The sequence below is a fragment of the Pantoea sp. UYEF8 genome (genome assembly GCF_040546285.1).
In the GTDB taxonomy this organism is placed as follows: domain Bacteria; phylum Pseudomonadota; class Gammaproteobacteria; order Enterobacterales; family Enterobacteriaceae; genus Pantoea; species Pantoea brenneri.
This window is the reverse complement of the sequence record NZ_JBEPNM010000001.1, coordinates 430686-454039: the sequence shown is the minus strand read 5'-3', so window position 1 is coordinate 454039 and position 23354 is coordinate 430686. Positions and strand designations below refer to the sequence as shown.

At 57.8% G+C, this 23354-nt stretch carries 15 protein-coding genes; 8 read left to right on the top strand and 7 right to left on the bottom strand.

The genetic code is table 11. The annotated features are described in order from the left end of the window. The first annotated feature begins 21 nt into the window (after positions 1 to 21). The gene (locus ABIB18_RS02180) at positions 22 to 1209 is read left to right on the top strand and encodes an MFS transporter (protein WP_354473582.1); all 1188 of its coding nucleotides are present in this window, start codon (positions 22 to 24) and stop codon (positions 1207 to 1209) included. 21 nt (positions 1210 to 1230) lie between these two features. On the opposite strand, the gene ABIB18_RS02175 is transcribed toward ABIB18_RS02180, so the two are convergent. The 3 genes from ABIB18_RS02175 to ABIB18_RS02165 all read right to left on the bottom strand — a co-directional run bounded on the left by ABIB18_RS02175 (position 1231) and on the right by ABIB18_RS02165 (position 6166). Next, positions 1231 to 2832: an inorganic phosphate transporter gene (locus ABIB18_RS02175; RefSeq protein WP_031377417.1), complete on the bottom strand. Its 1602-nt coding sequence runs from the start codon at positions 2830 to 2832 to the stop codon at positions 1231 to 1233. A gap of 231 nt (positions 2833 to 3063) precedes the next feature. Next, complete coding sequence (locus ABIB18_RS02170; RefSeq protein WP_354473581.1) at positions 3064 to 4155, bottom strand: L,D-transpeptidase family protein; 1092 nt, start codon at positions 4153 to 4155, stop codon at positions 3064 to 3066. Positions 4156 to 4351: 196 nt separating this feature from the next. Then, entirely contained in the window at positions 4352 to 6166 is a 1815-nt protein-coding gene (locus tag ABIB18_RS02165) for a glycoside hydrolase family 15 protein (RefSeq protein WP_031377415.1), read from the bottom strand. A gap of 186 nt (positions 6167 to 6352) precedes the next feature. Between ABIB18_RS02165 and ABIB18_RS02160 the strand changes: the two genes are divergently transcribed. Further along, positions 6353 to 7126, top strand: a complete 774-nt coding sequence (locus tag ABIB18_RS02160) for an SDR family oxidoreductase (RefSeq protein WP_031377414.1) — start codon at positions 6353 to 6355, stop codon at positions 7124 to 7126. Here ABIB18_RS02160 and ABIB18_RS02155 read toward each other — a convergent pair. Continuing rightward, on the bottom strand, positions 7120 to 7698 hold the full coding sequence (locus ABIB18_RS02155) for a DedA family protein (RefSeq protein ID WP_031377413.1): 579 nt from the start codon (positions 7696 to 7698) through the stop codon (positions 7120 to 7122). The two genes, ABIB18_RS02160 and ABIB18_RS02155, sit on opposite strands and share 7 nt — an antisense overlap. A gap of 206 nt (positions 7699 to 7904) precedes the next feature. Between ABIB18_RS02155 and ABIB18_RS02150 the strand changes: the two genes are divergently transcribed. From ABIB18_RS02150 to ABIB18_RS02140, 3 genes are all read left to right on the top strand, one after another. After that, entirely contained in the window at positions 7905 to 8492 is a 588-nt protein-coding gene (locus tag ABIB18_RS02150) for a Yip1 family protein (RefSeq protein WP_031377412.1), read from the top strand. A 177-nt stretch (positions 8493 to 8669) separates the two neighbouring features. Further along, positions 8670 to 9617, top strand: a complete 948-nt coding sequence (gene pbpG, locus ABIB18_RS02145; RefSeq protein WP_316552107.1) for a D-alanyl-D-alanine endopeptidase — start codon at positions 8670 to 8672, stop codon at positions 9615 to 9617. 251 nt (positions 9618 to 9868) lie between these two features. Then, positions 9869 to 12313, top strand: coding sequence for a DUF3772 domain-containing protein (locus tag ABIB18_RS02140; protein ID WP_159223741.1), 2445 nt, complete (start codon positions 9869 to 9871; stop codon positions 12311 to 12313). 121 nt (positions 12314 to 12434) lie between these two features. On the opposite strand, the gene ABIB18_RS02135 is transcribed toward ABIB18_RS02140, so the two are convergent. The 3 genes from ABIB18_RS02135 to dld form a co-directional block, all read right to left on the bottom strand. Further along, the gene (locus ABIB18_RS02135; protein WP_354473580.1) at positions 12435 to 15086 is read right to left on the bottom strand and encodes a beta-N-acetylhexosaminidase; all 2652 of its coding nucleotides are present in this window, start codon (positions 15084 to 15086) and stop codon (positions 12435 to 12437) included. A 51-nt stretch (positions 15087 to 15137) separates the two neighbouring features. Then, on the bottom strand, positions 15138 to 16505 hold the full coding sequence (gene chiP, locus ABIB18_RS02130; RefSeq protein WP_236566412.1) for a chitoporin ChiP: 1368 nt from the start codon (positions 16503 to 16505) through the stop codon (positions 15138 to 15140). A 353-nt stretch (positions 16506 to 16858) separates the two neighbouring features. Continuing rightward, positions 16859 to 18562, bottom strand: a complete 1704-nt coding sequence (gene dld / locus ABIB18_RS02125; protein WP_031377409.1) for a D-lactate dehydrogenase — start codon at positions 18560 to 18562, stop codon at positions 16859 to 16861. A 156-nt stretch (positions 18563 to 18718) separates the two neighbouring features. Here dld and bglX point away from each other — a divergent pair, with 156 nt between their 5' ends. From bglX to ABIB18_RS02110, 3 genes are all read left to right on the top strand, one after another. After that, positions 18719 to 21016 (top strand): beta-glucosidase BglX, encoded by a 2298-nt coding sequence (gene bglX, locus ABIB18_RS02120; RefSeq protein WP_159224050.1) that lies wholly within the window; start codon positions 18719 to 18721, stop codon positions 21014 to 21016. A gap of 81 nt (positions 21017 to 21097) precedes the next feature. Then, positions 21098 to 21973, top strand: a complete 876-nt coding sequence (locus tag ABIB18_RS02115) for an oxygenase MpaB family protein (protein WP_031377407.1) — start codon at positions 21098 to 21100, stop codon at positions 21971 to 21973. A gap of 215 nt (positions 21974 to 22188) precedes the next feature. Beyond that, complete coding sequence (locus ABIB18_RS02110; protein WP_046288438.1) at positions 22189 to 23298, top strand: suppressor of fused domain protein; 1110 nt, start codon at positions 22189 to 22191, stop codon at positions 23296 to 23298. Positions 23299 to 23354 lie beyond the last annotated feature (56 nt).

Sequence of the window (23354 nt, the reverse complement as noted above, 5' to 3'; positions counted from 1 at the left end):
CCTCTACCTTACAAGCCTGCTATGTCTGATGTCGCCGTATTGAGCAACAGCCAGCTCAATAAACGTATCCTCTCCGTCATTGTTTTCACCTTCTTCTGCTATCTCTCCGTTGGACTACCGCTGGCGGTACTGCCAGGCTTTGTCAAAAATCACCTCGGGTTCAGTTCGTTTGTCGCCGGGCTGATCATCAGCATTCAATATTTTGCCACCTTACTCAGTCGTCCGCAGTCGGGCCGGCTGGCCGATCGCCTTGGTCCAAAACGGGTGGTGATGCTGGGATTACTCTGCTGCGGCATGAGCGGCGTACTGACCATTATTGCTGCGCTGCTGAGCGAATGGCCGTGGCTGAGTCTGGCGCTGCTGGCGCTGGGGCGGCTGTTTCTCGGCGTCGGCGAAAGCTTCAGCAGCACCGGCTCAACCCTGTGGGGCATGAATATCGTTGGCCCGCTGCAGACCGCACGCGTCATCTCGTGGAACGGCGTCGCCACCTATCTGGCCATGGCGATTGGCGCGCCGCTTGGGGTGATGCTCAACAGCGGATTTGGCATGAGCGGCTTTGCCGGACTGATTGCGCTGATGGGGATAGGCGGCTACCTGATGGCCAGCCGCAAACCGGCGGTCACCGTCAGCGTTGGCGAACGAATTCCGTTTCACCGGGTCTTCTCCCGCGTCTGGCTGTATGGCCTGGCGCTCGGCTGTGGCACCATCGGTTTCGGCGTCATCGCCACCTTTATTACCCTCTATTTTGCCAGCCGTGACTGGCAGGGTGCGGCCTACGCGCTGTCGGTGTTTAGTCTCGGCTTTGTGCTGGTGCGCCTCGGCTTTGGCCGGTTTATCACCCAGTTTGGCGGGCTGCAGGTTTCGCTGTTCTCTTTTCTGCTGGAGTGTCTGGGGCTGCTCATCATCTGGCAGGCCGACAGTGCCTGGCTGGTCGGGACGGGCGCCTTTCTCACCGGCTGCGGCTTCTCGCTGGTGTTTCCGGCGCTCGGCGTCGAGGCGGTCAAACGGGTCGAGCGTCAGGATCAGGGATCGGCACTGGGCACTTATTCCGCCTTTCTTGATTTGGGCCTCGGGCTGACCGGTCCGGTGGCCGGACTGTTCATTGGTCACTGGGGAATGCAGTCGGTTTATCTGGCGGCAGCGCTAATGGTGCTGGGTGCGCTGTTGATTACGCTGCGGCTTTACTGGCAAAACCGGCGGGCAGGCTAAGCGCCAGCCGGTGTCAGGCTGTCAGAGATGAATAAACAGCCAATAGAGCAGGGCGGAGAGCATAATTGACACCGGCAGCGTCAGCACCCAGGCGATAGCCAGATTACGCAGCGTCGATAGCTGCAAACCGGAACGGTTGGCCGCCATGGTACCGGCCACGCCCGACGACAGCACGTGGGTGGTGGAAACCGGCAGGCCAAAGGCATCTGCAGCGCCAATGGTCGCCATCGCCACCAGCTCGGCGCTGGCCCCCTGAGCATAGCTGAGGTGGGTTTTACCAATCCGTTCGCCCACCGTCACCACAATCCGTCGCCAGCCGACCATGGTACCCAGCCCCAGCGCAATCGCCACCACCACTTTTACCCACATCGGAATAAAGCGGGTGGCGCTGTCCAGCTCGGTTTTGACCGCTTTCAGGTTACGTTCGGTCTCCTCCGGCAGCTTCACTTCGGCACTTTGCAGGTGCTTGATCGACTCCGACGCCAGGTACATCTGGTTACGGGTGTTGGCTACCGACTGTGCCGGAATATTTTCCATCGATCCGTAGCGGCGGATCTGGTCACCAATCTCGCTGAGCGTCATCGCCAGCGCCGGTAACACGTTGGGATTGAACTGACTGCTGCCAACAAACCCGATCAGCACGTCGCGGGCGGCCGGCGGCTGAGGCGCGGCCGGCTGCAGTTGCAGCAGCTGATGTTCGGTGACTTCGGTTAATGCCGCGACGCGCGGGATCTGATCGGCGGGCAGCGATCGGTTGAGGGCGTAAGCGATCGGCATTGTGCCGACCAGGATCAACATAATCAGCCCCATTCCTTTCTGACCGTCGTTTGAACCGTGCGCAAAGGAGACGCCGGTACAGGTCAGGATCAGCAGGCCGCGGATCCAGACCGGCGGTGGCTGGTCGTTTTGCGGCGCGCTATAGAGCTGGCGATTGCGGATAAACAGCTTCATCGCCCACAGCAGCAGCCCGGCGCAGACAAACCCGACCACCGGCGACAGCAGCAGCGCATAGCCGACCTTCAGCGCCTGATCCCAGTCGACCCCGCTCAGGCCGCTGCGGCCGTGCAGCATCGCATTCGCTACGCCGACGCCGATAATAGAACCAATCAGGGTATGCGAAGAGGAGGAGGGCAGACCGAAATACCAGGTGCCAAGGTTCCAGATAATCGCCGAGAACAGCAGGGCGTAAACCATGGCAAAGCCGTTGCCGCTGCTGGCCTGCAGAATCAGCTCGACCGGCAGCAGGGAAATGATGCCAAAAGCGACCACGCCACTGGAGAGCAGCACGCCAAGGAAATTACAGATGCCGGACCAGATCACTGCGGTGCCTGGGGTCAGTGAATGGGTATAGATCACCGTGGCGACGGCGTTGGCGGTATCGTGAAAGCCGTTGACGAACTCAAAGCCCAGCGCGATCAGCAGCGCCAGTCCCAGCAAAAAGAACGGCAGATAGCTGGTCACCGGCATGTTGGTTTGTTCAACATCATTGACCAGATTCAGGCCAGCAAAGGCCAGCCCGGCCACCAGCAGAATGAAAAACAGCGGCTTGCTAAAGCGGCTGCTTTTGCCGTTGAAATCAGGGCGCCGGGTCGATGAGGAAGAAGAGAGACTGTTTTCGCTCATGGTGTACCTCGAGTTGCTGATGCCGGATGCTGATTTGCACCGGTACAACGCAGTGTGATACGCGCTTTGTATGACAGTAACATGACGGACTGGCGGGCGATCGGGCGCGGCGACAGGCTCAGCGGGCGGTGGGTAATCGGGAGGCGGGGAAGGAGAGCAACGAAAAAAACCGCTAACGCAGGCAATAAAAAAGCCAGCGACAGGCGCTGGCTTCGGTGAGCGTAACGGCGATTACGACGGGTTATCGGTCGTGGCTGGCGCAGGGGCAGCGGCGGGCTGCTGTGGCTGCGCGGCGTCGGTGTTAGCCCCTTGCGAAGTCACCGGCGTCATCGGCTGTTCCTGTGGCGCAGCCTGCGGGTTCTCTGGCACGTCAACCGGCGCGGTCTGGATGTTGTTCTCCACACCATTCACTTTTACCGGCATACCGGTACGGCCCTGAATGGCACCGTTCACCTGGTCCTGATTGACACTGGCGTCTACCAGCACTTTGCTGACAGCCTGCGTCAGTGTAATCGGCACCAGTTCACGTGAGTTGAACTGCTCTTCGGTGGTCGACAGCGGGTTATGTACTTCAACATAACGCGATCCGTCTGGCTCAACGGTGGCTTTGACCGGCTGATCAACGAACTGTACGCGTGTCCCGACCGGCACATTCTGGTACAGCCATTTGATGTCCTCGGCACGCAGACGCACACAACCGTGGCTGACACGCAGACCAATACCGAAGTTGGCATTGGTACCGTGAATCGCGTACAGACGGCCGATATAGAGCGCATACAGTCCCATCGGGTTGTCCGGACCGGCCGGGAACACCGCAGGCAGATTCTCGCCGCGCGCCGCATATTCTGCGTGCATCGCTTTGGTTGGCGTCCAGGTCGGGCCATCTTTCTTACGTTCTACCGTTGTGGTCCAGTTGATCGGGGTATCTTTACCCAGTTCACCGATACCAATCGGCAACACCACCACGGTTTTGCTGCCTTTCGGGTAGTAGTAGAGACGCATCTCAGCGCTGTTAATCACAATACCTTCGCGCGGTGCGTCAGGCAGGATCAGCTGCTGTGGGATGATCATTTTACTGCCAGCCTTTGGCAGATAAACGTCAACCCCCGGATTGGCTTCCAGCATGTTGCTGAGGCCCATCTGGTACTGTGCCGCAAAGGCTTCCAGCGGCAACTTGCTGTCCTCAGGAACAGTAATCTCGATATTTTCCCCGATCAATCGGCTGTTGGCCGGCGGTAACGGGTAAACCACAGCAAAGGCTGACTGGCTAAACGCCGCCAAAGCCAATGCGATTGAAGCGAACGCGCGAATGCTCATTTTCATATTTTACAAGTCTTTATCGCCATGTTTCAGGCTTGTCAATGTGTCGAACCCATGCTGGCCAATGTGACCTGCTGCGCATTATATGTTCATTAATCTGACGATGTGAATCAGGATTTTAACCTGCCTGAAATACTTTACGTAACTTACCGTGTTATATCGGCATTTTTCAGCCGCTTACCGCCGTAAAAAGCCGGACTCACGGCTGCCACAACGTCACCTCGCCACTGAGTTTACGGTTCAGGAAAAAGGCGGCACTGATTAACGCCAGATGGGTCAGCGCCTGCGGCGTATTGCCCAAAGCGTGTCCGCGGCTGTCGAACTCTTCGGCGTAGAGTCCAAGCGGACTGGCGTAGCTCAGCAGCTTTTCAAATTCGAAATGCGCCTCCTGAATCCGGCCAGCGCGCGCCAGGCATTCGACATACCAGAAGGAGCAGGCGCCAAACGAGCCTTCCGATCCTTGCAGACCGTCAGCCGGCGTTTCATCAATGTTGTAGCGCCGCACCATGCCGTCGCTGACCAGATTGGCTTTGATGGCATCCAGCGTGGCAATCCAGTCGGGATCGGTCGCGCCGACAAAACGCACCAGCGGCATCAGCAGCATCGACGCATCAAGATGATCGCCGTGACGGGTAGAGGAGAAGTGGCCGCGCTCGCTGTTCCAGAAGTTGGCCCAGATATCTTCGCGGATCTCGCGGCGTACCCGATCCCAGCGCTCATACGGCATCGGTAACGATCGCTTCATGCCGAGACGCAGCGCGCGGTCCATCGCCACCCAGCACATCAGCCGTGAGTGAAGAAAATGCTCCGGCTGGCCGCGCATCTCCCAGATACCGGCATCCGGCTGATTCCAGTTGTCGCACAGCCGGTCGATCATTTGGGTGACGTGCAGCCAGCCGCGTTGTGAAATAGCTTCGCCATATTTATTGGCGAGATAGACCGCATCCATCAGTTCGCCATAAATATCCAGCTGGGTCTGCTGCCACGCATCATTGCCGATTCGCACCGGGCGTGAATCGCCGTAGCCCGACAGATTGAGCAACTCCATTTCATGCAGTTCGGTGCCGCTGTCCAGCCGGTACATCACCTGCAGGCGCATCTCATCGTGATGGCTGTTTTCGACGCAGCGTCCGACCCACTGGGTAAAATGTTTGGCTTCATCGACGTAACCAAGACGCATCAGAGCGTACATGCTGAATGAGGCGTCGCGGATCCACGAGGCGCGATAATCCCAGTTGCGCTCGCCACCCAGCTCTTCCGGCAGGCCAAAAGTGGCGGCGGCGGCAATCGAACCGTGGCGATGCGAGGTCAGCAGCTTAAGCGCCAGGGCGGAACGCTGTACCATCTCGCGCCAGCGGCCCTGATAGGTGCTGCGGGCGCTCCAGCGACGCCAGTAATTCAGCGTCTGTTCGAAACAGTGTTCAGTGGAGAGCGCTTCAATGTGCGCATCGTTGACGCTGCCAAATTCAAATTCAGCATGCTCGCCGGCCTGCAGGATAAAACTGGCGGTGGCGCTGTTCTCTTCCAGCGTCATCACCACGGTGGCGGCCAGGCGCAGCGAGGGCTGGCCTTCGGCATGAAAATCGATACAGCCGCGCTGCACTTCGGCGCGGGTCTGCGCCCGGGCGTAGTCGTGACGGGGTGAGCAACGCATGGTGAATCGCGCTTTACCACGCACCATTTTTACCCGCCGGATCAGCCGTGGCAGTTTGGCATCATCATCGCAAATCGGCATGTAATCGGTGATTTCGGCCACGCCCTCATCGCCCAGCCAGCGGGTCTGTAAAATGTTGGTATCGGGCAGGTAGAGCTGCTGACGGCGCACGTCCTGCCAGTCCGGGGCCAGAGAGAAAAGCCCGGCGTCATCACTGTCGAGCAGCGCGGAAAAGACCGAAGGGCTGTCGAGTTCAGGCCAGCAGAGATAATCGATGGTACCGTCATTGGCGACCAGCGCGCAGGTGCGCAAATCGCCAATCACGCCGTGGTCCTCAATCTTGCGTTTTACCTTACTCATCCTGGTCTCCCTGTTAGTGTCATTGCTAACTATAGTCGAGGCGGCAGCGTCGGCGGCGGCCTGGCACAGAGGGTTAATTCAGCGTAGCGATCGGATCAGCGTCTGATTAATCGAAGGGGCGCTGACGGCGGGCGAATTTTTCAGGACGGTTATACTGGTGATGACACTTTCCTAAAGGAGGCCGTTATGACCACATCCCAGAGCAAAGTCGCTATTATCACCGCATCAGACTCAGGCATTGGCAGCCGCTGCGCCGAAATGCTGGCAGAGCAGGGCTTCGATATTGGTATCACCTGGCGTTCAGACGAAGAGGGCGCGCAGCGCACCGCACAGCGGGTGCGGGAGATTGGCCGGCGTGCCGAAATTATTCAGCTCGATTTGGCTGACCCTGAACGGGGCGGTCAGTCACTGCAACAGCTGATCGATAAGTTTGGCCGGATCGATGTGCTGGTAAACAATGCCGGTGCCAATTTCAAAGCGGATTTCCTCGATGTCACCTATGAAGACTGGCGTAAAACCTTCGCAGTGGATGTCGATGGCGTGTTTGTCTGCGGCCAGATTGCTGCCCGCAAGATGGTTGAGCAGGGCGAAGGCGGACGCATTATCAATATCACTTCGGTGCATGAGCATACGCCGCTGCCCGGTTCGGTGGCCTATACGGCGGCAAAACATGCGGCCGGCGGCCTGACCAAATCGATGGCGCTGAGCCTGTTGCCGCACAACATTCTGGTCAATGCGGTGGCACCCGGCGCTATCGCCACGCCGATGAACAAGATGACCGATGAGGATGCGCACCAGGTGAAGATGCCGGAAATTCCGGCTGGCCGTCCCGGTGACACCCACGAAATTGCCAGCATGGTGGCCTGGCTCTGCTCTGAGTGGGCGACCTACACCACCGGCCAGTCGTTTATCATCGATGGCGGGTTCATGCTGGCGAATCCGCAGTTTAAAGGTTACTGATCGGCCCGACGGTTATGCCAGCGGCGGATCACCCAGCGCAGCACAAAGGCAAACACAATGGCACTGACCAGCCACAGCAGATGTTTAAGGTGCTGATCCAGTTTGTGCAGCCACGGAGCGATGATGCCGCCGGCAAAGTAGCCGAGGGTGACGAAAATCAGCGCCCAGATTGCCGCCCCAATCACGTTGAGAATGAAAAATTTCATCGGATTGAGGCGGCTGGCACCGATGATGATCGGGCCAATCAGGCGGAAGCCATACATAAAGCGCACCCCAATCACAAACAGGCTCGGCCGGCGCTTGATCAGCCGGTTAGCCTTGACCACCTTATCCTGATGTTTTTTAAGCCGCCGCAGAATGCGCGCACCGTAGCGGCGACCAATCCAGTAGAGCAACTGATCGCCGATGATGCCGCCGGCCATCGCGGCCACCACCACGCCAGCATAGTGCAGCAGTCCCTCATGTGCGGCGACACCGCCGAGCAGGGTAAAGGTTTCCCCTTCGGCGATACACCCAATCAGCAGCGCCAGATACCCGTACTGGGTAATTAATCCGTTGATATCCAAATGCAAAATGGCACTCCCTGTTTATGGCTGTTTGCTTAAGTCTATACGCGATTTGGCTTCGCTTCCGCCTGCCGACCGCCACTGCGCTTATTTTTGCTGTTTTTTTGCCCAGCCGCCACGAAAGTTGTACTGCCGTTTATACTTGAAGTGTCGCTGCCCTCAGAGACCCTCTTGCCGTTCCGGGCAGCCCTTTGCATCAGAGGAGTGACTGTATGAACCATGTCTGGGGACTTCTGGCGCATCCGAATCAGGAAATGCGCCATATCAAGCAAGAGAATGAGAGCGTCTCGCACCATTACACCCACCATGTCCTGCTGATGGCGGCCGTTCCGGTTATCTGCGCCTTTATCGGCACTACCCAGCTGGGCTGGAACCTGGGCGAGGGGCAGTTTGTGCAACTGAATCTGGCGACCGGGATCGGGCTGGGTATTCTGTTCTATCTGATTATTCTTGGTGGTGTCGCGGTGATGGGCCGGGTAATCCACTGGATGGCCCGTAATTATCCGCAACGGCCAGGCGTGCAGCGCTGTACCGTATTTGCCGGTTACGTTGCGACGCCGCTGTTTCTTAGCGGGCTGGTGGCGCTCTATCCGCTGGTCTGGCTCTGCGTACTGGTGGGCGCCTTAGCGCTGGTGTATACCGGCTATCTGCTCTATATCGGCATTCCGCTGTTCCTCAATATTGACCGTGAAGAGAGCCTGCGTTTTTCCGGCTCAACGCTGGCAATTGGCGTGCTGGTATTTGAAGTGTTACTGGCGATGACCGTGATTCTGTGGGGTTACGGACCACGCCTGTTCTGATCTGCGGCTGCCGCCGGTCTGACGGCAGCCTGCTTTTTAACGCCCGGAAACAATCTCACCAGGAAATTTCTTAACCTTCAGCGTATGATGCTGCTGCCAGCCCGCGCTCTGACTGCCTTGACGCCGGCGGCCTGTGTCTGACACAGCGCACAATTTCAACCGGGTCTTTTTTCTGTGATGCCTGCAAAAATTCGTTTCACTCTGTTCTCGCTGGCGCTGCTCGTTTCCGGGCAGGGGATCGCACTCCCCGCGCAGGCGGCAACTTCACTGTCGCAAATGGCGCCGATTGCGCAACCGCAGATTGCCTCTGGCAGCGCGATGATTGTCGATCTCACCACCAATAAAGTGCTGTTCTCCAGCCATCCGGATCGCGTCAGGCCGATTGCCTCGATCACTAAGTTGATGACCGCGATGGTGGTACTGGACGCGCACCTGCCGATGAATGAAATGCTGACGGTCGATGTCAGCCAGACGCCGGAAATGCGTGGGGTGTTTTCTCGCGTCAAACTCAACAGCCAGATCAGCCGCCGCAATATGCTGTTACTGGCGCTGATGTCGTCGGAGAACCGCGCCGCTGCCAGCCTGGCGCATGCCTATCCGGGCGGTTATAACGCCTTTATCCAGGCGATGAACACCAAAGCGCGCGCGCTGGGCATGAAACATACCCGTTACGTTGAGCCAACGGGCTTATCGACGCAAAACGTCTCGAATGCTGAAGATCTGATCAAATTGCTGAAGGCAACGCGGGAATATCCGCTGCTTGGCGCACTCAGCACCACCAAAGAAGAAACTGCGGTATTTACCCATCCGAGCTACGCGCTGCCGTTCCGTAATACTAACCATCTGGTGTACAAAAATGACTGGCGTATTCAGCTGACCAAAACCGGTTACACCGACGAGGCGGGACACTGCCTGGTGATGCGCACCATGATCAACAATCGCCCGGTGGCGCTGGTGGTGCTGGACGCCTTTGGTAAATATACCCACTTCGCCGATGCCAACCGCCTGCGCGACTGGATCGAAACCGGCAAGGCTGCACCCGTTCCTGCTGCCGCGCTGGCCTACAAAAAACAGAAATCAGGTCAGGTTGCCAGCAATGGTGCCAGCAGTGCCGGGGTTGAGTAGACCCGCGCCGGTGTAGCGCCTCAGGCGCTCCGGTGATGTTCTGGGCTGCACCAGAGGGCGACACGGCCGCAACCGCCGTGATCCGCCCGCCAGCCGCAACGGAGGCCCGTGGTTTCCGTTGCGGCCGGAACAGCCTGAATACGGAACAATAATTGCCCGCTATTCCTATAGTTTCATCGCTTGCAAAGCCCTACACTACGCGCGAATGGCGAGGGTAGATCGCCTGATTATGCTGCTGGAATCTCACTGATATGTTTAAGCTACGATCCCTTTTTGCGCTGTTAATGCTGGCTCTGGTGGCGTTTGCCCCGGCGTGGTCGCAGGCGGCGGATGATGCGGCGAGTGCCGCACAAGAACAAGATGCTCCACCAAAGCTCAATGCTGCGGTTGAACTGCCTAAAATGCAGAAGATCCTCGATAAAATCAAAAGCCAGATCTCGGGCGATACCGGCGAAAGCAAGCTGACGCAGCTGAATGAAATGGCGCTGGAGCTGTCAGGTAACGCCGACACGCTGGGCCAGGCTCTGCTGCCCGATCGCCAGCAGCTTGATGCTCAACTGGCGGTGCTGGGACCGGCACCGAAGCCGGACAGCGGCATGAAAGAGACGCCGGAGGTAACGCGCAAGCGTAATGCGCTGGAAAATCAGAAGAGCAAGCTTGACGATCAGATCAAACAGGCAGAGGGCATCAAAAACGGTGCGCTGATGCTCTCATCGCAAATCGTTAACCTGCGTCGCGATCAGCTTAAGAGCCAGCTGGCGCTCAACTCGGGCAGCATCCTCGGACCGCGTTTCTGGGCACCGGTGCTTAGCAGCCAGGATCTGGACGGCGAGAAAATCAGCGAATTCCTGCAGGAGCTGCAGGATACTGCGGCGCTGTCGTGGGAGCCGGGCTGGCGTTTTGGCAGCGTGGCCTGGCTACTGGCAGCGCTGCTGGTGATGACGATTGGCCGCCGCTACAGCGAAGAGTTTCTTGCCTGGGTCAGCATTCATAAATTGCCGGAAGGGCGGTTGCGTCGCAGTTTCCTTGCGGCAGCGATTGCCATCACCACGCTGGTGGCGGTGGTCCTGACCTTCAACTTTATCGCGCTGGCATTTACCCGCCGTGATGATGTGTCAGATAACGTACAGGATTTTGTTGATCGTCTGGTTCAGCTTAGCGTGTTCTGCGGTTTAATTGCCGGACTGGGCCGCGCGTTTCTGTCTACCCGCCGGCCAAGCTGGCGCCTGCCGACCATCTCTAATGAAGTGGCGATGGCGCTGAAGCCTTTCCCGCCGATCACTGCCGTACTGGTGTTTATCTTCCAGACGGTGGAGGCGTTTAACTACAGCGTCGGCACCAGCCTGAACACCACTATCTTCGCTAACGGCCTGACGGCGTTACTGATTGGCAGCACCGCGCTGGCGATCAGCATCCGCACCAACCGGGTTCGCCGCCGCATGACGCAGGCGGGCACGCCGCCGGAAGCGCAATCGACGCTGGTCGGGCTGATTCAGATGGGCCTGACCCTGACGGCGCTGGCGATTCTGCTGTCGCTGGTTATTGGCTACGTAACGCTGGCGCGCTTCCTGAGTTATGAGGTGATCTGGTGCGGCCTGCTGTTTGGTTCGTTCTACTTCCTCAGCCATCTGCTGAGTGATGGCTGCGAAAGCCTGTTTTCGACCAGTAACTCCTCCGGACGACGCATCCAGAGCTCGCTGAACATCAACGAGCGCCATCTGCAACAAACCGCCACCCTGCTGACGGCCCTCGGTAAAACCGTGCTGGTGCTGTTTGTGGTGCTGGCGCTGCTTAACGGGACTTTCGCCTCTTCGACCCCGATTGAACTGCTGCAAAAAGCGATTGAGTTCTGGGGCGGTAAAGGGCTGGAGTCGCTGAATATTGTTCCGGCGCATATGGTCAATGCGCTGGTCTGCCTGGTGGTCGGCATCTATGTGCTGCGGTCGATTCGCCGCTGGCTGGACAATGATTTCCTGCCAAAAACCACCATGGATGTTGGCATGCGGGTGTCGCTGGTGACGCTGTTCAGCAACATTGGCTACGTGCTGATTATCCTGCTGACTCTGTCGATCATGGGGCTGCAGTGGAACAAACTGGCATGGATTGTCAGTGCGCTGTCGGTCGGTATCGGTTTTGGTCTGCAGGAGATTGTGAAGAACTTTATCTCGGGGCTGATTCTGTTAACCGAGCGTCCGGTGAAAGTGGGCGATCTGGTGTCCATCAGCGGCATTGAGGGGGATATCCGCCGGATTAACGTGCGCGCCACCGAAATTCAGTTAAGCGATAAATCTACCGTGATCGTGCCGAATTCGCAGTTCATCTCGCAGAACGTGCGTAACGCCACCATGGGAAATGCGCAGGGCGTGGTGACAATTATGCTTACCTTCCCGCTGGATATCGATCCTTCTAAAGTTCGCGATATCCTGCTGGAGGTCTATAACGAAAACGAACGCATTCTGGATACGCCAGAGCCGTCGGTGTCGTTTAAGGATCTGACCCAGCAGGGGATTGTGCTGAGCGTGACCGGCAACGTAGCCGGGCAGCGCCAGATCTCCGGGGCGAAGAGCGACCTGCTGTTTGATATTCTGACCCGCCTGCGTAAAGAGGGCATTATGCTCTCTACGCCGCAAACCATGATCATCGAGCGTCGCCCGCAGGCGGCAATAGCCTCCTCCGACGAGCAGCTGCTGTCATAAATATCAGGCCGACGCATGTCGGCCTTTTTTATCTCATGCCGAGCGGCCTTTCATCGCGGCGCACTGCTCCGGGTCTATACCGATCCGGCAGCAGGCTGACCGCTTCAACTACCACTGTGCCTTACAGCGTTTCAACCCGGCTGTGACGCTCGCCATCAGCACTCACCGAGCGGATCTGCACCGCACCGCTTACCGCCGGCGGTCGGATGGCATCATATCGCAGCCAGTGGCTACCCTTATCGAGGCTGTACTCCAGCGTCACGCCCGGTAGCGCCACGTTCATCGTCAGCACGCCGTTGATAATTTTCGCACCAGGCTGCGGCAGGCGGTAGCCGATACCGGATTTATCCAGCTTCGCCAGCTCACGCTGTCCCAGCAGATTGGCGAAGCGTTGCCAGTCCTGCTGCAGTGCGTGCCGATCGACCAGACGGGTCTGGCCGCCGATAAATTCGCGTCCGGCCTGATAGTCCAGCTCCCAACTGGCGCGATGCCAGCTGCGTTCCGCCACGGCGAACAGGCGGGGATAAATCATATATTCCATCTGTGGGTCGGTGCGCACGGTTTCACTCCACAGCTGAGCCGAGATGCCATAGGCACCGCGCCACGGCTTATCCGATTTAGCCGTGAAATATTTACCGTCGCGATCGGTCGAGGTTTCGGCATTCTGCGGCAGGTTGTCCGGCGCGAAGGCAAATATTTTACGTTCATCGCTGAAGCGGGTGCCCCAGTAATAACCGCGCTCAAGTGGATTCACTTCGTACGGGAAATCCAGATAGAGGTAATCCGGGCTGGTGATCACCACATCGTAGCCTTTTTGCGCCCAGTCGCCGGCGCTGTCAAAACCGCCCCAGTAGAGGGTATCCCAGAAATTGACCGCCACCCGCGGCGTGGCGAAGGCGCGGGCGTTCTGCGCGTCCTTTAAACCATCCTGCCAGGCCTGCATGTTGCCAATACCGTGCCGGTTAACCGTCTTGCTTACCGCCAGCGCAAAATAGCTCGGCAGGTGGGTCAGGTCGGTGACTTTGCCACTTTTCACCAGCGCCTGACAGACCTGCGATTTCGCCCACGGCTGATCTTCCTGTTGCCAGTCACGCAGGCCAGTGCCGGGCTTAGGGTGCTGGCGATCGGAATAGCCGGCACCAAAACGGATATTTTTCGCCTCATCACCGCCGAACTGCCAGCGGGTTAACGGCTGTCCCGCCTGACGGTGCATCGCCTGCATCTCCCCGATCACTTTGTCGACAAAGCGCAGAGAGCTATCAATGCACGGGTTGAGGTAGCTGGTACGATCGTAGAACTGCACCGAGGTGGTATTGGAATCGTCGGTCGGATCGCGCAGGCGATATGCGCTGGCCTGTTCGGGTTGCCCGGCGCGCATCAGCCGCTGATAGCGCGCCTCCATGGCAATTACTGCCGCGCGGGCGTGGGCCGGCATATCGATCTCCGGCATCACGGTGATATGGCGGGCCGCAGCATACTCCACAATCTCAATGTAGTCGGCGCGGCTGAAGTAACCGCTGCCGTTGTTGTCGCTAAACGGCCCGGAGCCGAGCTGCGGCAGCAGGCAGTGCTGCTCGCTGACATCATGGCAGCGCTGGCTGCCCACCCCGGTTAATTCCGGTAAGCCGGGGATTTCGATGCGCCAGCCCTCATCGTCGCTGAGATGAAAGTGGAAAACGTTCATCTTCCAGGCCGCCATCTGATCGAGCAACCGCAGCACCGCCTGCTTACTGTGGAAATTACGCGCCACATCAAGGAAGGCGGCGCGATAGGCAAAACGCGGCGTATCCCGCGCTTCCAGCGTGGCGATCTGCGCTGTGCCGTCGGCGGGTACCAGCGACAGAATCGACATCAGGCCATAAAAAGCGCCCGCGGCATCGTAGCCCACCACTCGGGCGCTGCGGCTGTTGATATTCAGCTGGTAGGCACCGGACTTCGCCAGTTTGCCACTGAAGTGGTCGGGCCGGATTTCGCTGGCGATCGCGTAGCCCACTGCACTCTGTTTAACCCCCAGTCGCTCGAAGTGCTGGCTGACTACCTGGCGAGTGGCAGTGTTGAGCCCGTTAAGCGACAGCTTCACGCCGTCGCTGAGCGTGGCATCGTGCGGGTGAAGTTTGACCTCAAGCGGCGTCGGGCTGATCTGACCGCGCAACGCCGAGGCCGGCAGGGTGGCGATATCGCTGTTTTTATCAAAACGACTGACCGGCTGCATCAGGATGTTCTGGTCGTCGGCGCTGCGTCGCCAGTTATCGCCGAAGGGCAGCACAAACTGACTCAGATCCCCACTGTCGGTGCTGGCAATAATTTTTGGCGTCGCTTCTCCGGCGGTCACATACCAGCGCGGCATCACATCGGTGATAAATAGCTGCCAGTACTCGTTAACGATTGGGATCGTCACCGATTCACCCGCGCCAATACCGGTGAACTTGTCGGTTGGCTCAAGGCGTGTCAGATCGCCAACAATGTGCGTCATCTTAAACTGGTCGTTATCTACCCGCAGCGTCTGGTGCACGTTGCTCATGGTGATTGCCCAGTTTTTGCTGGTCAGCGCCGGGCCATGATTGGTCAGGGTAATGGTGGCGCGGTTACAGGAAGACCAGTCGGCACCCAGTGCGGCGCAGTTTGTGCCATGCAGGGCAGCCAGATTATCGGTCACCTGATAAGTGACGCCGAACTGGCTGATTTGATTAACAATCTGCTGGTCGGACAGGCTGGCGTGACTGGCCAGAGCAACGCTCAGCAGGCTGAGCGCGAAAAAACGTGGGTTTACCATTTTCTTTATCCTTATGTCGGCAGAAGCGATAGCCGGGTCAGAGCCGCAAGGTCAGAACAGGGTGAAAGGCGCGATTACCATCAGCTTGATATCCTTCTCATCCTGAAAAATGTTGCCGTAGCCGCCGCTGTAACTGGGCAGATTGCTGTGATTGTCGTAGCGGGTGTAGTGCAGCTTAAACAGCGTATCTTTGGCGCGACCCTGCTGAATCTGGTAGATCAGATCGAGGTTCCAGGCTGATTCAGTCAGCCGCTGGCGCTGATCGAAGGCGGGTTGGCTGGAAGGCTTTGCATCCCAGCCCCAGACCCAGGAACCGCCCACTTTCCATCCCGCCAGCTGCCACGGCGTTAAATCGAGCAGGGCACCGGCAAAGATTGCTTTTTCACCGTTGGCGTTCCAGTCAGAGCGGGCATCCCACCAGATATCCAGGCGGCCATTGGAGCTGGCGTAGCCTGGGGTCATGCGCTGTAAGAAGAAGCCCTGATTGCCTTCTGCTTTGACCCAGCTGCCCTCGAGCCGCAAATCGACCGGACCGACGGTATAGCCGAAGGTGATCGCCTGTAACCAGGCGAGGCCGTCATAAACATCACTGGCATTACTCGCGCCGCCATGTTGTTTATCCTGCGCGCCGTAAAATTGATAACTGGTTCGCAGATCGTTGCCAGTGAGTGGAATTGTCCACGACGCTTTAGCAAAATATTGATCGATATAGCCAGCTGACTGACCAAAAGCGCCTTCCAGCACCAGACTGTTTTTGAAATCATATTTAACGCCGAAAGCATGCAGGTAACGAATATCCGTTACGCCATCTGCCTGTCGGAAATGATATAAATCACGATACCAGGGCGCTTTATATTTATCGCTCCACAGATATGAAAACGATAATTCGCCCGCCTGGCCGAAATCATAAATGGCACCGGCTTCCGCGCCGCGATAGGTGCCGGGTAAAAAACTCCAGTGTGGCGCAACTAATGTCTGTCCGGCTGGCTGAATATAACCCGCCCGTAACCAGTAGTCCTGATATCGGGCTTTCAGCGCCGCTTTATACAGCGAGGCACCGCTGGTGTCGCCCTGCCAATCTTCATCCCAGCGATTACGTGCCCGGCTAAAGCCAATTTCATTCGGTGCGGCCGGGCCGCTGTGGGCCAGTTCGGCTGCACCGAACACGGCGAGATCGAGGCCCAGCCAGTCGGCGGCGTACCCTGACTGGAAGTCGAGATTAGCGTTAAGCGTAGTGTGGTGCAGGTTAGCCCGATATTCACCGTTGTGTTCACTGTTTGGGTCGATCTCTTTTCGATCACGCTGACGTTGCCAGTAAAAAAGATTACCGCCCAGTGAAGAATCGTCAATAAAACCAGCTGCCTTAACCGGGTGAAGCCATAAGGCGGATCCGGTACTGGCCAGAATAACTAATTGCATTAAAGCTAACGCGTAATTAAATTTTCGCATTGCGATTCCTTGCTGAATAGAGCGCCAGAGTGCGGGATGTCATAAATAAGTGCTGGAGCCAATCTATTTTTCGCGACGCGAATTATCAATCGGGCGATCGATCTTTTGTGAGAGATTGTGCAGAAAGAAATAATACGAAAATAAAGCAATTGCGACTTAATACTGATAATTAATTTTTATCGCTGTGAATGTTTTTTTAGCTAATAAAGATTGTTAATAAAGGTGCGGTGCAGAGGCGAAATCTATTTAAGCCAAAACAGACCATTAAAAAAGCCTGCTCAGCGTGGCAGGCCTGGGTCGCAGATGTGCTAGCGGGTGACAGCTTAAGGCTGTCTGACCGCCCAGCCTTTCAGTTTACTGGTTTTGCCGATGCCCGGATTGAAGCTGTTGGTGGGATCGAGTTGCCGGTAAAACGCCGCCAGTTGGGGTTTGGCCTGATAGAGGTGTCCGACGTTGTGCTCAGCCGGATATTCCGCACCGCGCGCCTGTAAAATCTCCAGCATCTGCGCCTTCAGCGCATGCGCGTCGACCCCTTTCCGGACGATGTAATCCTGATGGAACACGTGACAGAAGAAGTGGCCGTAGTAGAGACGATGGCTGAGCGAGGCTTTTATCGCCTCAGGCAGGGTTTCGAACCAGTCCGGATCGTTGCGGCGTAATGCGATATCCAGCGCCAGAATATCTTCTACTTCATCCGCGTGCACCGCGTGATAACGAACTGCCGCGCCCGCCGCGGCAAAGCGATGCAGAAAGGCGTGAGCCCCTTCTTTGCCTTCACACTCAAAGTATTCGCCGCCGCCTTCGCGGAAGTAATCGCGTAAATAGTTGCGGGCTTCCGCAACGCCATCGCCCGACATCTTCAGCATCAGATAGTGTTCATACTTGTCGCGATACTGCTTCATGCGTTTCGGCAGATGGGCCGGGAACAATCGGCTCAGACGCTGCAGCAGCCGGTCGCTGAAGTGCGGTTTAATAAACGACAGTTTGCTCAGCCAGGCGTCAACGCGGCCTTTAAGGGTGAAAAACAGCGGCATCTTGTCGGTGCCCAGCTTGTCGATCATCAGGAAGGTGTCTTTGCCGTAGACCTCAGCGATGTCATAGATGTCGCGGTGCATATATTCGCCCGCCACCGGCAGGTTGCTGAAGTGCGCCAGCATGTGGCGACGGATATCGCTCAGCACGCTCGGATCGTTGGTACCGATATAAAATACCTGCTGCTGAGGCTCGGTGGCAAAGGTGTCGAGACGTACGGCGAACACCGCCAGCTTCCCGGCACAGCCCGATGCCTCAAACAGGCGGCGGGCATCAGCGTTATAGCGGGCTGGCGTATCGGCATCGACTTCACGCACCCGGCTGGCGTAATCGTGATCGGAGGCGTGGCGACCGTCATGATGGACATCGGTTTGCTGCCAGCGATCGTCATCCAGCCGGCCGAGAATCTCTTCCGGCGACTGGCCTAAATCGATGCCAAGGTGGTTAACCAGCCGCAGTTTTCCCTGCGCATCAATCTGCGCGTACAGCGCCATTTCGCTGTAGGCCGGGCCGCGTTTGATCAACGATCCGCCGGAGTTATTACAAATCCCGCCCAGCACCGAGGCGCCAATGCACGACGATCCAATGACCGAATGCGGCTCGCGTCCCAGCGGCTTAAGCACTTTCTCCAGCTGATAGAGCGTGCTGCCCGGGAACGCCAGCACTTGCTTACCGTCATCGATTAACTGCAGCTTATCCAGCCGCAGGGTGCTGATGATCACCAGCGGGCGATCGTAATCATCGCCGTGCGGGGTAGAGCCTTCCGTCAGGCCGGTATTGGCCGCCTGCATCAGAATAATGGCATCGGCATTCACCAGCGTCTGCAGCACCCGCCACAGCTCCAGCAGGGTGGCAGGGAACACCACCGCCAGCGCGTCGCCTTCGCCGGAGCGAAAGCCTTTACGATAGCGGGCGGTCTGTTCAGGTTCGGTGAGCAGGTGAGCGGGGCCGACCAGGCGGCGTAGGTCAGAAAGCAGGGCAGAGGTCTGTTTCATGGGCAATTCCCTTGTCTTATCAGTGCGTCATTACTGTAGCACGTCAACTCACTGCAACGCAGTGTGACACCGGCAGGCTACCTGCTATTCTCTTCTTGTGGCACACTGCCGCCTGTTTATTCGATATTGCGCAGTTACTTAAGAGAACCCACCCTGATGAAATGGATTTACTCTGTTAGTCTCGCTGTCTCCCTCGCGATGCAACCGGCATTGGCTGAGACAATGCCAGGTAACCACCCGATGACCGAACAGGCGCGGGATGCGTTCGTCAACGATCTGCTGACCAAAATGACGCTGGATGAGAAAATCGGCCAGCTGCGTTTAATCAGCGTCGGGCCTGATAATCCAAAAGAAGTCATCCGTGAGATGATCAAGAAAAGTCAGGTTGGCGCGATTTTCAATACCGTTACCCGTCAGGATATCCGCGCGATGCAGGATCAGGCGATGCAGCTCAGCCGGCTGAAAATTCCGCTGTTCTTCGCCTACGATGTGGTTCACGGGCAGCGCACTATTTTTCCGATCCCGCTCGGCCTGGCCGCCAGCTGGGATCTTGATGCGGTAAAAGAGGTGGGACGGGTTTCCGCCTATGAAGCCGCCGACGACGGCCTCAACATGACCTGGGCGCCGATGGTGGACGTCAGCCGGGAACCGCGCTGGGGCCGTGGCTCAGAAGGCTTTGGTGAAGATACCTACCTGACCGGCGAAATGGGCCGCAGCATGGTGCAGTCGATGCAGGGCAAAAGCGCGGCTGACCGCTATAACATCATGACCAGCGTTAAACACTTCGCGCTGTATGGCGCAGTGGAAGGCGGACGCGATTACAACACAGTCGACATGAGTCCGCAGCGGATGTTCCAGGATTATCTGCCGCCCTATAAAGCCTCGCTGGATGCAGGCAGCGGCGGCGTGATGGTGGCGCTGAATTCAATCAATGGAGTACCGGCCACGGCGGATAGCTGGCTGCTGAAAGATTTGCTGCGCGATAAGTGGAAATTCAAAGGCATCACCATCAGCGATCACGGTGCCATTAAAGAACTGATTAAGCATGGTGTTGCCAGCGATCCACAGGATGCGGTGCGTATTGCGCTGAAGTCGGGCGTCGATATGAGCATGAGCGACGAATATTACAGCAAATATCTGCCCGATCTGGTGAAGAGCGGCGCGGTCAGCATGGCGGAGATCGACGATGCGGCGCGTCACGTCCTCAACGTCAAATATGACATGGGGCTGTTTAACGATCCGTACAGCCATCTGGGGCCGAAAGAGAGCGATCCGCAGGATACCAACGCCGAAAGTCGCCTGCATCGGGCCGAAGCGCGCGATGTCGCACGCAAAAGTATGGTGCTGCTGAAAAATCGGCTGGAGACCTTGCCGCTGAAGAAGTCGGGCACCATTGCCCTGATTGGCCCGCTGGCGGACAGTCAGCGCGATATCATGGGCAGCTGGTCGGCGGCCGGCGTAGCGAAGCAGTCCATTTCGCTGCTGCAGGGAATGCGCAATGCCACAGCCGGCAAAGCGACGCTGCTGTATGAAAAAGGTGCCAACATCACCGATAGCAAAGGCATTCAGGATTTCCTCAACCTGTATGAGCAGGCGGTGTCGGTCGATCCGCGTTCGCCGCAGCAGCTGATTGATGATGCGGTGGCCAAAGCGAAGCAGGCAGATGTGGTGGTTGCGGCGGTTGGTGAAGCGCAGGGCATGGCGCATGAAGCCTCCAGCCGCAGCGACCTGGTGATCCCGGCCAGCCAGCAGAAGCTGTTAGCCGCGCTGAAGGCTACCGGCAAACCGCTGGTGATTGTGCTGATGAATGGCCGTCCGCTGGCGCTGGTGAATGAAGACCGGATGGCCGATGCGATGCTGGAAACCTGGTTCAGCGGCACCGAAGGCGGCAATGCTATCGCTGACGTGCTGTTCGGAGATTACAATCCGTCGGGCAAGCTGCCGGTCTCCTTCCCGCGTTCAGTCGGTCAGATTCCGATCTACTACAACCATCTGCCGACCGGCCGTCCGTATAACCCGGAGAAGCCGAACAAATACACCTCGCACTATTACGATGCGGCTAACGGCCCACTCTATCCATTTGGCTATGGCCTGAGCTATACCACTTTCACCGTGTCGCCGGTAAAAATGTCCTCATCGACCATGCCGCGTAACGGCAGCATTGAAGCCAGCGTCACGGTGACCAACAGCGGCAAGCGCGACGGTGCAACGGTGGTGCAGCTGTATCTGAACGATCCGGTTGCCTCCATCAGCCGGCCGGTTCAGGAGCTGCGCGGCTTTAAGCGCATCATGCTGAAAGCGGGCGAGTCGCAGACCGTGACCTTTAAGATTGATGTCGATGCGCTGAAGTTCTGGAACCAGCAGATGCAGCAGGTGGCAGAACCGGGTAAATTCAATGTGATGATCGGGCTGGATTCCGTTCGTACCCAGCACGCACAGTTCGACTATTTATAACCGTCCCTCTTTGTTTCCTGAGGGAGATGCGGCGCGCCAGAGGTTACGGCGCGCCGCATTCTTTCTGTTATCAGAGCCATCATGATTAATCTGCGTGACCGCATCCAGCAACAGGTGTTTCGTCTTAACGGCCTGTCGCTGAATGAATTCGACATTTCTCAGCCGCCTGGCGATCCCGGTCTGTTTGGCCCGGACAGCATCATCTGGCAGGTACACGGTGATTTTACCTCAATGATGTGCGGCGGCATCAGTGCGCTGCTGCTACAGATGCTGCACCCGGCTGCGCTGGCTGGCGTCTGGGATCACTCTAACTTTCGTCAGGATATGATGGGTCGCCTGCGGCGCACCAGCCAGTTCATTGCGGTCACCACCTTTGGTAACACCCAGGATGCACATACGCTGATTGAGCGGGTGAAGCGTATTCACCTTAAAGTCAGCGGCGTCGACAGCGCTGGCAAACCTTATGCCGCCAGCGATCCACATCTGCTGACCTGGGTACACGTGGCGGAAACCAGCCGTTTTCTGGCTGCCCATCTGCGCTATAAAAATCCGCGCCTCAGTCGCGCCGATCAGGATCGCTATTATCAGGAAGCCGCGCTGATCGCCGAAGCGCTGGGAGCGGAACGGGTACCCAAAAGTGTCGTCGATGTTGCGGATTACCTGCAACAGATGCGTTCGGAGCTGCGTTTTGATCAGCGCACGGCGGAAGTGACGCGCCTGCTGATGAACGCGCCCGCCCCAAGCTGGCAGGCCAGACCGGTAATGAAAGTGATGCTGAAGTCAGGCTTTGGCCTGATGCCGGACTGGGCGCAGGCGATGTCGGGCCGTGAAATCGGCCGCTGGCAGCAGGCGGTGATCGATCAGCAGATCGCGGCGATTGCCGTCGGTTTACGCTGGTCGATTCAGCGCGGTGCCTGGTATCGGGCGATGGTCAGGATGGGCCGCCATCCGGTCTGATGACCGCCCGATTCGCGCCGGTGCGCTTTCATTTTTAGTCGGCTAAACGCAGCGCATCCGCCTCTGCGGCCGCCCCCCTCCCGCCCGAATCTGACTCCGCCATACTCGTCTCGATGACGCACTTTGAGACTATTACCCTTGTCTCAGATGGCGGCAGTCACGATCCTGCTCTATTCTCGGGGAAAATGGATTCCTCCAGGCTTTGTCGAGGCACTATGACGTACAAATCCCTGATTGCTGAAGTCCACAATCAGCAACGCACCCTGACCGCGATTGTTGAGCAGGATGCGCGCACCGCCTATTTTTACATCTGGCCGACCGATCTGTTTCGCAGCCAGTACGCGGTGCGCGGCTGTTGGTTACGTAATCTGCTGCCGGCACCGGCACAGGAAGATCGTGAAGCGATGGAGCAGGGCATAGCGCCGCTGCTCAGCGCCGAATATTGCCGTAATCTGGAAGCCGAGCCGGAACTCGATCCGGCTGGCCTGCAGGTGCTGTGGGAGCCGAGTGATGATGGCGCGGCCTTGTGGTATTACGGCCAGTTGCTGGCGGTGATCCCAGGCTGGAGTCTTTATCAGGATAAGCAGGTCAGCTTCTCTGCCGGCTGCATCAAAAAAAACCGACTGACGGCGCCGCTCGGATCGGCTTCCACCAATGATTATTACGCCCGCGCCGAGCAGCAGCGTCAGTTCTGGCGTGAATGGCACGATGGCAGTGAGTGGGATAAGGTGCAGCAGGATTTAATGGCCTGCTATCAGGCCCGCTTTGGCGAGTCGGTGAAATATTACGCCATCGATCAGGGCAGCTGGCCACCGATGGCGATTTCCCAGCACTGGCACCAGGGCGTCTGGTACTTCCTGACGCTCGGCATGAGCATCCGGCCGATGCCGCAGGTCGATTATCTGTTTGATGAGCTGGCGCCGCAGTATCGCCGTATCGAACTGGGCATGGCGGTTGACGGTGAAGTAATGACTGAAGGCAATGCGGTGCAGATGGCCAGCGCGCTGGCGGAGTTTGTGCATCTGCCGTGGGCGCGCCTCACCTGGCTGGGGGAAGGGCACACTCTGGCGTCAGAAGTGGCACCGGTCGGCTTTGACAGCTTTTTACTGGCGGGTGAACTGGCCAGCGAGAGCGCGCAGTTCAAACTTCCGAAGCGCGACGGCGATCGACCCACGCTGCTGTGGACTACCCCGATTACCGAGGCGGAACGCCAGTTCGCCCAGGCTGATGAGCACGGCGGACAACAGCTGCGCGAGCGGCTGACGGCAGACGGCAATAACCATATCTTCCGGCCGCGTCAGCAGGTGGTGGATTCGCCGGAGTAGTGCCCGACCCGGTCGCTTCCGGCCGCCTGGCGACGACACGTCGCCAGGCGTAATAC